The sequence below is a fragment of the Pseudomonas sp. Marseille-QA0892 genome (assembly GCF_054950135.1).
Genome location: NZ_CM143104.1, coordinates 2,836,612 through 2,849,757, shown reverse-complemented (window position 1 = coordinate 2,849,757; position 13,146 = coordinate 2,836,612). Strand labels below are relative to the sequence as shown.

General features: G+C 63.6%; 7 protein-coding genes. 4 read left to right on the top strand and 3 right to left on the bottom strand.

All coding sequences use genetic code 11. The features are described from left to right. Positions 1–20: 20 nt before the first annotated feature. The gene (locus ACY8D3_RS13235; protein WP_462379232.1) at positions 21–4,037 is read right to left on the bottom strand and encodes a molybdopterin-dependent oxidoreductase; all 4,017 of its coding nucleotides are present in this window, start codon (positions 4,035–4,037) and stop codon (positions 21–23) included. Between the two features lie 589 nt (positions 4,038–4,626). Between ACY8D3_RS13235 and nirB the strand changes: the two genes are divergently transcribed. Genes nirB through ACY8D3_RS13215 form a run of 4 tightly spaced genes read left to right on the top strand, consistent with a single transcriptional unit; the run spans position 4,627 to position 10,521 of the window. Next, a complete protein-coding gene (gene nirB / locus ACY8D3_RS13230) occupies positions 4,627–7,188 on the top strand; it encodes a nitrite reductase large subunit NirB (RefSeq protein ID WP_462379231.1) in 2,562 nt (853 codons plus the stop codon). Further along, entirely contained in the window at positions 7,188–7,550 is a 363-nt protein-coding gene (gene nirD / locus ACY8D3_RS13225) for a nitrite reductase small subunit NirD (RefSeq protein WP_462379230.1), read from the top strand. The genes nirB and nirD overlap by 1 nt, the downstream gene beginning before the upstream one ends. 35 nt (positions 7,551–7,585) lie before the next feature. Next, positions 7,586–8,797 (top strand): NarK family nitrate/nitrite MFS transporter, encoded by a 1,212-nt coding sequence (locus tag ACY8D3_RS13220; RefSeq protein ID WP_462379229.1) that lies wholly within the window; start codon positions 7,586–7,588, stop codon positions 8,795–8,797. Further along, on the top strand, positions 8,797–10,521 hold the full coding sequence (locus ACY8D3_RS13215; protein ID WP_462379228.1) for a protein kinase domain-containing protein: 1,725 nt from the start codon (positions 8,797–8,799) through the stop codon (positions 10,519–10,521). The genes ACY8D3_RS13220 and ACY8D3_RS13215 overlap by 1 nt, the downstream gene beginning before the upstream one ends. A gap of 8 nt (positions 10,522–10,529) precedes the next feature. On the opposite strand, the gene narL is transcribed toward ACY8D3_RS13215, so the two are convergent. Then, positions 10,530–11,180 carry a two-component system response regulator NarL gene (gene narL / locus ACY8D3_RS13210; protein WP_462379226.1) on the bottom strand — a complete coding sequence of 217 codons (651 nt, stop codon included), beginning with the start codon at positions 11,178–11,180 and terminating at the stop codon, positions 10,530–10,532. Further along, positions 11,177–13,006, bottom strand: a complete 1,830-nt coding sequence (locus ACY8D3_RS13205; protein ID WP_462379225.1) for an ATP-binding protein — start codon at positions 13,004–13,006, stop codon at positions 11,177–11,179. The genes narL and ACY8D3_RS13205 overlap by 4 nt, the downstream gene beginning before the upstream one ends. Positions 13,007–13,146 lie beyond the last annotated feature (140 nt).

The window sequence follows — 13,146 nt, the reverse complement described above, 5'->3', positions numbered from 1 at the left end:
CAGCCATAGGTGTCTTCATATCAGTACACGTCCCGTACATAGCGTTTGTCTTGCGCGAGCGTGCGCATGAAATCGGCGGCAAGCGTTTCGCTCAGGCCGCCATGAGTGGTGATGACGTCACGCAGGGCCGCGTCCACATCCTTCGCCATGCGAGTGGCATCGCCGCATACATAAAGGTGAGCGCCAGCATCCAGCCAGCGCCAGAGCGTTTCGCCCTGCTCGCGAATGCGGTCCTGGACGTACACCTTGTACGGCTGGTCCCGCGAGAACGCGAGACTGAGGTTCGTAAGGAATCCGTCGGCATGCAGTGCCTGCAGCTCGTCGCGGTAGTAGAAGTCGGTCGCGGCATGCTGTTCGCCGAAGAACAGCCAGTTCTGGCCGGTGTCCCCACGCGCTCGCCGCTCTTGAAGAAACGCGCGGAAGGGCGCAACGCCGGTGCCGGGGCCGATCATGATGACCGGAACATCCCCCTTCGGCGGCCGGAAGTCCCGTGTTCTCTGGACGAAGATCGGAACATCGACGCCTTCGGCGCGATCGGCCAGAAACGTCGATGCGACGCCTTTACGGCGGCCGTAGCGCACGGATGAAACGGTCAGGTGCACCTCGCCGGGATGGGCCTTGGCGCTCGAGGAGATGGAGTAGAGGCGCGGCTGCATGCGCTTCAGGGTGGAAACGAGCATGGCTGCATCGAGTCGGGCGGGATGTGCCTGCAGCACATCCGCCAGTTGGCGGCCCCATCGCCATTCCTTCAGGCCGACACCGTCAGCGAGCCGGGCCTGCAGGGCATCGTCGCCGCTGTATTGCGCGATAAGCCTGAGCGTATCGAGCGTCGGCCGGGTGATTTCAAGGTGTTCGCTCAGCGCCTCCCGCAGCGGAAGGTCGCCCCCTTTGGGTACGTTGACGAGTTCGTCACCGGTCAAATGGGCGCCTCGCAATACCTCTTCGACCAACGACGGACAGTTGCGCGGCCAGACGCCAAGCGCGTCGCCTGCCTCGTAGGTCAGGTCTGTCCCTTCGAGGCTCAATGCGAGTGCACGGGTGTCTTTCCCTGAGCCATGCCGGTTGAGGCGCAGGTTGTGAATGAGTCGGGACGCGACGGGCCGATCCCGGCTCGCTGCGGTGGCGTCATGGGCGGGGGCAGCTGTGTCAGCAATCGGCGGCTTGTCGGACAGCAGCGGAAGGAGGCGTGCGGACCAGGCCTGCTCCGTACCGTCATGGTCCGCGTCGGAGCATTCGCAGGGCAGCAGGGCCGTTGCGCCACGATCCAACAGAGCGGTTTCCAGGGCGCGGCCATGCTGGCAGAACCGGTCGTAACTGCTATCGCCCAGGGCCAGTACGGCAAAGCGCAGGCCTTCGAGGCGGATCTCGGTCGCCTGAAGGGCGTCCCAAAAGGCCTGCCCGTTATCCGGCGCATCACCATCGCCAAAGGTGCTGCTGACCAGGATCAGCGTTTTACAGGCCGCCAGCGTATCGATCGACACGTCTGCCATGCAGTGCAGGTCGATCGACAGGCCAGCTGCCCTAAGCCTGTCCGCCACGCGTCGCGCCAGGGCTTCGGCCGTGCCGGTCTGCGACGCCCAAAGCAGCGTAGCGTCGGACTGGACCTCCACGATGGGCACGGCCTCGGCATACAGGCCAGCCAACAGCCCGTCGAGCCACAGGCGTGTCCGGGCAGCCATAGGTGCAGACGCCGGCAGATTCGGGATGGGGCGTTCTGCACGGGAGCCTGCGCCCTCGATGAAGCCGGCCATCCAGGTGCGCTCGGTTTCGCTCAGCGCAGGTCTCGCATCCATGTCGATGCCCAATGTATCCGCGAGGACTCGCAACGGTGCGCGATACGGTTTTTGAGCGTCACGGCTCGCCCGCACCGGCAGGAACTGATGTTCGAGCAACTCGATGCGCGTCAGGCTGACCGCACAGACCTTGAGTTCCGGCTGGAACGACAGGGGGTCCACCGCGTCGCTGGTGAGTGCATTGATGGCCAGGTTCTCGCCATACAGGTCGTTCCAGTGAAACGGGGCGAAGGCGTTGCCCGGCTGCACGCGGTCACTGATCTGCACCGGCAGCACGGCGCGCCCGCGGCGCGAGCGGATTTCCAAATGGTCGCCGGAGGCGACACGAAGAGCGCCCGCATCGGTGGGATGTACCTCGATGAAGGGGTGCGGGTTGAGCGCATTGAGCGTGCCGACCTTGCCGGTCTTGGTGAGGGTATGCCACTGGTGCTGCAGGCGCCCGGTATTGAGTATGAAAGGGAAGTCCGCATCGGGCAGCTCGTTCGGATCGATATGGGGCCGCGCGAAAAACTGCGCCTTGCCGCTCGATGTGGCGAAGACGATACGCGGCGCATCGCCTTGTCCATACAGCCGCACGATCTGGCTTGTGCTGTCCGCCAGGTAGCGAATGGGGTGGCGGTCGGCCGTGTCCTTAGGGCCGCATGGCCACTGCACCGGGCCATTACGGAGCCGGGCGTGGCTGATGCCGCGCATGTCGTAGCCCGTCCCTGGGTTCCAGAAGCCCCGGATCTCGTCGAAGACGTCAGCAGCGGATGCATGGTCGAAGCCGGGAAAGCCCATGGCCTTGGCGACTCGGGCAATCAGCTGCCAGTCCGCCAAGGCCTCGCCAGGTGCGTCGACCGCTTGCGGTGTCAGGGCGACGTTGCGCTCGGAGTTGATCATCACGCCATCGGCTTCGGCCCACAGTGCGGCGGGCAGCAGGATGTCGGCGTAGCGGTTGGTTTCGGTATCCAGGTACGCATCCTGGGCAATCACCAGCTCGGCGCGCTGGAGCGCTTCGATCACGGTCTCGCGGTTTGGCACGCTTGCGACCGGGTTGGTGCAGATGATCCAGCAGGCTTTGATCCGCCCGGCGCGCATGTCTTCAAACAGGGCGACCGTGCCGCCGCCGACGCGTGTGTGCAATGTGCCTGGCGCGACGCCCCACATGCCCTCCACGAATTCGCGATCGACGCTGCTGAGCACCGAGCGTTGGCCCGGAAGCCCCGGCCCCATGTAGCCCATGTCGCGTCCACCCATTGCGTTGGGCTGGCCGGTCAGCGAGAACGGCCCGCTGCCTGGCCGGCAGATGGCCCCGGTTGCCAGATGAAGGTTGCACAGCGCATTGGTGTTCCAGGTGCCATGCGTGCTTTGGTTGAGGCCCATGGTCCAACAGCTCATCCAGTCACCGGCTTCGCCGATCCATACCGCTGCCTGGTTCAGGTCCGCCTCACTGATGCCAGTTATCGCTGCGACTCTGGCCGGAGTGTAGTCCGCCAGAAAATCCGGCATTTCCGCCCAGCCTTCCGTGTGTTGCGCGATGAAATCCGCATCACAGTGCCCGTTCGCATGCAGCAAATAGAGAAGGCCATTGAGCAGGGCCAGATCGGTGCCCGGCCGAATGGGCAAATAGAGATCAGCCTTCTCGGCGGTCGCGGTTCGGCGCGGATCGACAACGATCAGCCGGGCGCCCGCTTTCACCCGGTCCATAATTCGCAGATAGAGGATGGGGTGACAGTCCGCCATGTTTGCGCCGCTGACCAGGAACAGGTCCGCCTTGTCGAAATCATCGTACGAGCCGGGCGGGGCGTCGCTGCCCAGCGACAGCTTGTAGCCCGTACCCGCGCTGGCCATACACAACCGGGAATTGGATTCGATCTGGTTGGTGCCAATGAAGCCTTTTGCCAGTTTGTTGGCCAGGTACTGCGCCTCCAGTGACATCTGGCCTGACACGTAGAGCGCGACCGCATCGGGCCCGTGGGTGTCAATGATGCCGCGAAGTCGTGCGGCCGTTTCAGTGATGGCCTGATCCAGCGCCAGCGGTGTCGGGTCCGTGTGGCGGTCACGACGTAGGTAGGCCCGGTCGAGGCGGCCCTCGTGGGCAATGGGTTGGTGGCAGCTGCTGCCCTTGGTACACAGCCGGCCCCGGTTGCCGGGATGCCCCTTGTCACCTTCGACCTTGATGACGCGCCCGTCCTTGACCGTCATGACAATGCCGCAACCGACACCGCAGTAGGGACATACGCTGTTCACCGTTCTCGTCATACCGATCTTCCAAACGTGATGGCGGGTTCAACACGGCAGGCTGGCCGCCGTAACTCCGGATTTGCGCCCACAAAAAAGGCGCCAGCCACGTTCCGTTGTTAAACGGATGTGGGACGGCGCCTTTGTCGTACGGGGCGATCCATTGGGAATCGCTGCCTCAACGTCCTCGCAAAGGCTGTGCCAGCCGTGTTCGCTTTAGGCCTCGGTCCCTTTCAGCCACGACCGGCGCCTGCTTGAGCGCGCAATCACATGTGGGACGGAATGCATCTGAAGGATCAAATTTGATCGGCTTTGGTGCAGCCAAGCGGGCCCATGCACGGTTTGGAAGCCTTGCATCGGGGGCTGCTGTGCTAACGAGCTGTGGATGAGTGCCTTTCGGACGCGACGGATCGCGCGGGCTGTAGCCAATCGAATCCGGTTATTCCGGGTTCTGGCACGGCGGGTGCAAAGCCGTTGGCGTAGCCGGATCCACTGCGACGCCGGCTAACCACATCGCTAAGACAGAACAGGCAAAGGCGCCTGGACCGCAAACGGTCCGGGCGCCTTTTTTTGCTTTTGAAAAACCGAGAATGGCTAAGCCGAGGTTCCCATGACTCATCACCTCGCCACTCCCAATGCACTGCCCACCCTTGTCGTGGTGGGTAATGGCATGGTCGGGCACCACTGCGTTGAGCAACTCGTGGCCTACGGCGCGCATCTTCGCTTCCAGATCCATGTGTTCGGCGAAGAACCCCTGCGTGCGTACGACCGCGTCCACCTCTCCGAGTATTTCGGTGGGCGGGATGCCGAGTCGCTGGCCATGGGCGATGTTGCGCTTTACCGCACGGCAAATGTGCACCTGCACCTCGCTACCCCGGTAGACGGGATCGACCTTGCCGCGCGGACGGTCACCACCGCGAATGGGGTCATGGGCTACGACGAGCTGGTATTGGCGACGGGCTCCTATCCGTTCGTGCCGCCCATCGACGGGGCTACCGGGAATGCGCGTCTGGTCTACCGGACACTGGATGATCTGGACCAGATCCGCGCTGCGGCCAGGGGCGCGCGACGCGGCGTTGTGGTGGGTGGCGGGCTGCTCGGGCTGGAGGCCGCTAATGCCCTGAAGTCACTTGGACTCGAAGCGCATGTAGTGGAATTTGCGCCGCGCCTGATGCCGGTTCAGCTGGATGATCATGGCGGCCTTGCGCTCAAGGCGCAGATCGAGGCCCTCGGCGTGAGCGTGCATCTGTCTAAGGCAACGTCATCGATCAGCGAAGGCAGCGAATACCGCTACCGCATGAATTTTGCCGGCGATGAGTTTCTCGAGACGGACCTGATCGTCTTCTCGGCGGGTATTCGGCCTCAAGACGCGCTGGCACGCCAGGCAGGGCTTGAAGTGGGCGCGCGCGGCGGGATCGTTATCGACAACAGCTGCCAAGCCAGCGACCCGCATGTCTTCGCGATCGGCGAGTGTGCGGTCTGGAATGGCAGCGTCTTCGGCCTCGTCGCGCCGGGTTATCAAATGGCGCGCAGCGTGGCAGCGCGCTTGTGTGGTCAGGCCGCCGAACCGTTCACCGGTGCGGACATGTCCACCAAACTCAAGTTGCTCGGAGTTGACGTCGGTTCGATCGGTGATGCGCACGCCACGACGCCCGGTGCACGCAGTTATCGCTTCATCGACGAAGCCACGGCGAGCTATCGCCGCCTAGTGGTTGCCGCGGACGGCAAGACCGCGTTGGGCGCCGTACTGGTGGGGGACAACAGCTACTACGACACGCTGCTGCAATACGTACAGAACGGCATTGCCCTCCCGACCGACCCGGCGAGCCTGATTCTCCCGCGCAGTGAGGCCGCCCCCGCGCTCGGTGTGGACGCGCTACCGGCGACGGCAACCATCTGCTCGTGCCACAACGTCACCAAGGCCTCCATTTGCTCGGCGATCGACAAGGGCTGCAGCGACCTGGCTGGCATCAAATCCTGCACCAAGGCCGGGACAGGCTGCGGCGGCTGTTCGGCATTGCTCAAGCAGGTCTTCGAGCATGAGCTGACGGCGCGTGGCGTCGAAGTCGACAAGAGTCTGTGCGAACACTTCGCCCATACCCGCCAGGCGCTGTATCACCTGGTACGCGTCGAAGGCATCGAAACGTTCGACGAACTGCTGGCCAAGCACGGCAACGGCCATGTGGGCTGCGATATCTGCAAGCCGGTGGTGGGATCGATCCTGGCATCGTGCTGGAACCGCCCGATCATGGAGCCATCGCTGGTCCCGCTGCAGGACACCAACGACACGTTCATGGCCAACATGCAGAAAAACGGGACGTACTCGGTGGTCCCGCGCATTCCGGGCGGTGAGATCACGCCCGACAAGCTCATCGCCATCGGTGCCGTCGCCAAGAAATATGACCTGTATACCAAGATCACCGGCGGCCAGCGGATCGATCTGTTTGGTGCGCAGTTGCACGAATTGCCCGATATCTGGGCGGAGCTCATTGATGCAGGCTTCGAAACAGGGCATGCGTACGGCAAGTCGACCCGCACGGTGAAGTCCTGTGTCGGCAGCACCTGGTGCCGCTACGGCGTTCAGGACAGCGTGGCCATGGCGCTGCATATCGAGGATCGCTACAAGGGCCTGCGTGCACCGCACAAATTGAAGTTCGCGGTCAGTGGCTGCACCCGCGAGTGCGCCGAGGCGCAGAGCAAGGACATCGGCGTTATCGCGACGGAGAGCGGCTGGAACCTCTATGTCTGTGGCAATGGCGGCATGCGGCCGCGGCACGCCGAGCTGTTCGCGACCGATCTCGATGACGCCACGCTTATCCGGTACATCGATCGCGTCCTGATGTTTTACATCCGTACGGCAGACAAATTGCAGCGCACCTCGGTATGGCGCGAATCGCTCGAGGGCGGGCTGGACTACCTCAAGGCCGTGGTCGTCGACGACAGCCTCGGGATTGGCGCTGAACTGGAAGCCCAGATGCAACTCGTGGTGGATCGCTACGAGTGCGAGTGGGCCAATGCCTTGAAGGACCCGGAGAAGCTCAAGCGCTTCCGGACCTTCGTCAACGACAAGGGCAGTGACCCTGACATCCATTTCGTCAGCGAGCGCGGACAGCGCCGCCCGGCGAATGCACACGAACTCAAGCTCGTACCCGTCGCCGAGGAGGCCGTCTGATGAACATGCTCGCCCGTAAGCCCGAACCCCTGGCATGGCAGTCCGTTTGCCGTCGCGAAGACCTCGTTGCCAACTCCGGCGTGGTCGCCCGCATCGATGGTGTGCAGGTCGCGCTCTTCTATCTGCCACGCAACGCCGACCAGCCTGTGTTCGCCCTGGAGAACCGTGATCCGCGTTCCGGCGCCAACATCATCGGCCGCGGACTGATCGGCCATCTGCTTGGCGACCTGATGGTCGCAGCACCCCTCTACAAACAGCATTTCCGCCTGCGTGATGGCAGCTGCCTGGAAGACCCCGCCCAGCGCCTGCAGGTCTGGCCCGCACGGTTGGTGGACGGCCAGGTGGAAGTGGCATTCGGCTGATCAGGTTTCGATTACCCACGGATCGAGGTGATGCAATGAATACGAGTTTCTGGAAAGCCGGCCATGCCCCGACGTTATTCGCGGCGTTTCTGTATTTCGACTTGAGCTTCATGGTCTGGTACCTGCTGGGCCCGATGGCGGTGCAGATCGCGACCGATCTGGGGCTGACGACCCAGCAGCGTGGCTTCATGGTCGCCACGCCCATCCTGGCAGGCGCCGTGTTCCGGCTGGTGCTGGGCTATTTCGCCGATCGCTACTCGCCCAAGTCGGCGGGAATCGTCGGCCAGGTATTGGTTATCGCAGCGTTGACCGTGGCTTGGATAAACGGTGTGCATACCTATGAGCAAACGCTGCTGCTCGGTGTGTTCCTCGGCTTCGCCGGTGCCTCGTTCGCGGTGGCGTTGCCCATGGCATCGCAGTGGTATCCGGCCGAACACCAGGGCAAGGCGATGGGCATCGCCGGCGCGGGCAACTCCGGTACCGTGTTCGCCGCGTTGCTGGCACCGCTGTTGGCCGCCGCGTTCGGCTGGAGCAACGTGTTCGGCTTCGCCTTGATCCCGTTGTTGCTGACCTTGGTGATCTTCGTGACCTGTGCGAAGAATGCCCCTCAGCGTCCCGCGCCGAAGACCGCAAAGGACTACGCCCGGGCCTTGGGTGACAAGGATGCGTGGTGGTTCATGTTCTTCTACAGCGTGACCTTTGGCGGTTTCCTGGGGCTGGCCAGCACGTTGCCAGGCTATTTTCATGACCAGTACGCACTCGACCCGGTGAAGGCGGGCTATTACACGGCCGCGTGCGTGTTCGGCGGGAGCCTCATGCGGCCGCTCGGCGGCGCGCTGGCGGACCGCATCGGCGGGATCAAGGCACTGCTGGCGATGTACATGGTGGCGGCGATCTGCATCGCCATGGTCGGCTTCAACCTGCCGAGCGCGATCGCAGCGCTGGCCTTGTTTGTGGTAGCGATGCTCTGCCTGGGCGCAGGCAACGGTTCGGTGTTCCAACTCGTGCCGCAGCGGTTTCGCAAGGAAATCGGTGTGATGACGGGCCTCATCGGCATGGCCGGCGGTGTCGGTGGTTTCGCCCTCACGGCGGGGCTCGGTGCGGTCAAGCAGGCGACGGGTGACTATCAATTCGGGCTGTGGATGTTCGCGGCGATGTGCGTACTGGCCTGGTTCGGCCTCGTTGGGGTCAAGCGCCGGTGGCGGACCACCTGGGGTAGCGCCGCGGTCACAGCAGCCCGCGTTTGATGCGTGCACAGGCACTGGACGAGGGGACGTCCCAGACGTCTGCTAGCGAGGCGAAGCCGAGTCGCCACCTCCGGGTGAGCTACGGCGAAGCCACGTGCGCAGGGCCGCGCAGCGAAAATCAGGATGCAATCCGAGTTGTGATTCCGGCAGACGGGCTGGTTGCGACGAAGGGCCTGCTTTTCGCCGTTGCCGATGGTGTCAGCGGCTGCGCCGATGGCCGGCTGGCTGCGCATGCGACCGTCCAGTCGGTGGCGACCGACTATTACGCCACGCCAGAGACCTGGACGGTCTCCCAGTCGCTGGAGCGGCTGCTCGGCGCCCAGAATCGCTGGCTGCGCGGACACTCCGCCGAGGGCGGCCTGCTCACGACGCTTACGACACTGGTCCTTCGGGGAAGGCGTTTGACCGTCGCCCACGTGGGCGATTGTCGGGCCTATCGCTGGGGGCCGGACGGATTGCAGCAGCTCACACAAGACCACGTCTGGCGGCAGCCTGGCATGGAGCACGTATTGACACGTGCCATGGGGCTGGAAGCGCATCTGGTGGTGGATTATCAGGAAGAAACCCTCATTGAGGGGGAGGGCTTCGTCCTCCTCAGTGACGGCGTCTGGGCGGTGCTGGACGAAGCCGTAATCGCGGACGTCATGGCGAGCGAAACGGATCTGACGTCGAAGGCAAGACTATTGGTCGACGCGGCCGGGGTCGCCGGCAGCCAGGACAATGCGAGCGCGATCGTCCTGCGTATCGAGGCCGTACCCGATGATCCCTGGGCCGCAGCCGACGTGCTGCCCTTGCCACCGCAGCTGCATGCCGGCCAGAGCATCGATGGCTGGCAGGTCCTTGAGGCTCTGGGCGAATCCCGCCAATCGCTACGCTACCGGGTCACCGACGCACATGGTCAGCGCTGGCTGTTGAAAACCCTGCCCGCGTCACGGGCCGATGATCTGGATGCGATGCAGGCGTTATCGATGGAAGCCTGGTTTCTGCGCCGCGTTTCCGGGCGCGCATTCGCGCAGACGCCCGCCGCCGGGCATTCCAGCTACCTCTACTACGTGCAACGTGAATATGAGGGTCGAACCTTGGCGGAGCAGTTGGCCGAAGAGGGCCCCCTGGGGCTATCGGAGTGGTTCGACTGCGCCACCCGGCTGCTGAAGGCGGTCGGTCAGCTTCACCGGCGCAATCTCGTGCATCGCGACATCAAACCGGAAAACCTCCACCGCGGTCATGACGGTGAGCTGCGGTTGCTGGACTTCGGGCTCGTCTATTGCCCAGGCCTTTCACAGACTGACGACGGCTTGGCGGGGACGCCGACCTATATCGCGCCGGAGCGGTATCGAGGCGAACCGCCGACTGCGGGCCATGACCTGTTCGCTGTCGGCATCACCCTGTATCGCCTGCTTACCGGGCATTACCCCTATGGGGAGCTGGAGCCCTTCCAGCGCCCGCACTTCGGTCCGCCGTCGAGTTGCCTGCGTCACCGCGCCGATGCGCCACCGTGGCTGGATGCCTGGCTTTGCCGCTGTATCGAAGTAGAGCCGGCGCGCCGCTTCGAAACGGCAGAAGAGGCGCTGCTCGAACTGGAAAAAGGTGAGCGTCGAGCCCTTGCCGGGCCGCGGCCGCTGATGCAGCGTGAGCCGCTCAAGACCTGGCAGGCCATTGCCGCGCTTTCCCTGTGCGGCAACCTCGTGGTGCTCGTGTGGCTGCTGTATTCATTTGGGCGCTGAGCAACGCGTCAGTTCAGGTGTTCGAGCGCCCAGACGGCGGCTTCTACCCGTGAGCGCAGATTCAGCTTTTGCAGCAGGTTCTTCATGTGGACTTTCACGGTGCCTTCGGTGATGCCGAGGCGGTCTCCGATCAGTTTGTTGCTCAGGCCATTCACCACCATTTTCAGCACCTGACGCTCACGTTCGGTGAGGTCGGCCGCAGAAGGCGTCCCCGGGCCGGCGCCGCCAGTGGTTCGCAGGCCCTGCGCCAATACCTTCGCCAGTGACGGGCTGATCACCATTTCCCCAGCCAGGGCCGCCTGGACCTCGCTGACGAGTCGCTCGGGTTCCATGTCCTTGAGCAGGTAGCCATCGGCACCGTTTCGCAGCGCATCACGGACGTCTTCTTCGGCGTCCGACACGGTGAACATCAACACCTTGCCCAGGTAGCCCTGTTGGCGAAGCCGCTTCAGCGTCTCGATACCGTTGAGGTGGGCCATGTTGTTGTCCAGCAGCACCAGATCAGGATCCAGTTCGGCAACACAGGCAAGGGCATGCTCACCGTCGCTTGCTTCCCCACATACGGTGATGCCTTCCTCCAGTTCGAGCAGCTGACGGATGCCGCGACGCATGAGTGGATGGTCATCGACGAGCAGGAGGGTGTGCAGGGTGTCGGTCATCGTGGCTCCTGTGAGAGCTGGGTGAAAGGCGTCGTGCTATCGGGCGAGGATTCATGAGCGGCCAGAAAGCGTGGCCTGAACGTCAGCCGTACACGTGTACCCCTTGGAGTGGAGGGCTCGATAGCGAGGTTGCCGTCCAGGTTGCGGGCGCGTTCGCGCATGATGGACAGGCCGTGATGATGTTGCGCGTCGATGGCCGGCGGGAGGCCTGCACCGTCGTCTTCGATCACCAGTTCGAGCCCGGACTCGGTCGGTTGAAGGCTCACCCGAACCGTTGAGGCGCCGGCGTGCCGCACACAGTTCGAGAGGGCTTCGCGCGCAATCTGCAGTACGTGGATTTCTTCGGCCGCCGAGAGCGAGAACGCAAAGGGGCGAATGCGGGTATCAAGCGTGAAGTCGGCACGGCGTGCGAACTCGTCGATCGTTTCGGCGAGGGCCTGATGGAAACCACCCTCTCGGATCTTCAGGCGGAAGGTGACAAGCAGTTCGCGCAGCTGCCGATAGGCATCGTTGAGGCCATCTCGGATTTCGTCAGTGACCGGCTGCAGCGTCTCGGCATTTGCGCCGCGGCGCATCAGGGTTTGCAGGCGGCTGACCTGCAGCTTCATGTACGAAAGCGCCTGCGCCAGCGAATCGTGAAGCTCGCGGGCGATGATGGCGCGTTCCTCGAAGAGTACGAGTTGATGCTCCTGCAAGCGGCGACGTTCAAGCGACAATGCCGTACCGATGAGGTCCGCCAACGCCTGGATGAGCTCGGTTTCCCAGGACTCGGGCACGTGACCATCATCGAAACGGGCTGCGAGTTCGCCCATGGCGTGCTGCTGGCTGGAGACCTGGCAGACGACCTGTCGCCTGGCGTGGGTCGGGCAGGATTCGCAGGCATCTGGCGGGCAGGTCCGCCGTTTGCGCCCCTGGATTGCAATCGATGTATCGGTGGACGCGGCGCCGTCGCCATGCAGGCACAGTGTCAAAGCCAAGCCAGACAGGCTGCGCTGAAAGTTGTCGAGCATGGCTTCGATCGACTCCGCTGTAGCGGGCTGCGTCGCGATATGCCGGCTGCTGCGGTACAGCAGTTGTAGCGCCGCATTCGCACGGGAAAGGCGCTCGGTCTCTTGCGCGACACGCTGCTCGAGCGTGCGGTGCGATTCCTCGATGGCGTCGGCCATTGCGTTGAAGCCCCCTGCGACGTGCCCCAGCTCGTCCGGCGAGCGATGCGTGACGCGTGTCGTCAAGTCGCCTTCGCGGAACCTTGTCAGGCTACGCAGCAGCTCACGCATGGGCATGAGCACGCCGTAGCGCAGCTGATGCAGGCCTACCAGAAGCACGACGATTGTGATCACAAGCGTGGTGCCCTGGACCATCTGTTGCCAGGCCCGTTTTCGTTCGCTGCGTTGCTGGAGCTGGAGTACGAATTCGTCCAGCTGTGTGACGAAATCGTCGGCGTTGCCCAGAAAGGTCGCCGCATCCTGGGAGGCCAGCGCGGGCGCGAGTTGTGTTGTCCAGCGATCGACAAGTGCACGATAGGCCTGATCGAGCCTGTTGTCTTCATCGTCCAGCACCGCGGTGAGTTCGGGCCCCAGCAGCCGTTGCTCGAACCTGTCTTTCATGGCCTGGATATGATCCGGCGCCGCCTCCCGGTCGAGCTGCCAGCTCAAGCGATAGGTTTGCATGCGCAATGATCCTGCCGCGTTGATCGCGGCGGCCTCGCCAGCGCTCAGCCATGCGATGAGTACACCCGTGACCGCGCTCACCAGGGCCAGCAGGGTGATGATACTGACCGCGAGCCCGGCGCGGACCAGCAGAGAACCCTCGTACCAGCGCTTCATAACGCCACTACCTCCAAAGAGTCGGCTTTTCGGGCGAGGCCTGACGCGGGGCAGTGATATTCATTTAAACCATTGATTTGTAGAAGTTTTATGGGCGGGAGTCGGCTACCTCTTTGGAGGTAGACGCGGTACAGGGTGCC

Excerpts from the sequence above, each read along its gene's own strand:
- ACY8D3_RS13220 (WP_462379229.1), top strand. The coding sequence starts at position 7,586 with ATGAATACGAGTTTCTGGAAAGCCGGCCATGCCCCGACGTTATTCGCG.
- ACY8D3_RS13235 (WP_462379232.1), bottom strand. The coding sequence starts at position 4,037 with ATGACGAGAACGGTGAACAGCGTATGTCCCTACTGCGGTGTCGGTTGC.
- nirD (WP_462379230.1), top strand. The coding sequence starts at position 7,188 with ATGAACATGCTCGCCCGTAAGCCCGAACCCCTGGCATGGCAGTCCGTT.
- nirB (WP_462379231.1), top strand. The coding sequence starts at position 4,627 with ATGACTCATCACCTCGCCACTCCCAATGCACTGCCCACCCTTGTCGTG.
- narL (WP_462379226.1), bottom strand. The coding sequence starts at position 11,180 with ATGACCGACACCCTGCACACCCTCCTGCTCGTCGATGACCATCCACTC.
- ACY8D3_RS13205 (WP_462379225.1), bottom strand. The coding sequence starts at position 13,006 with ATGAAGCGCTGGTACGAGGGTTCTCTGCTGGTCCGCGCCGGGCTCGCG.
- ACY8D3_RS13215 (WP_462379228.1), top strand. The coding sequence starts at position 8,797 with ATGCGTGCACAGGCACTGGACGAGGGGACGTCCCAGACGTCTGCTAGC.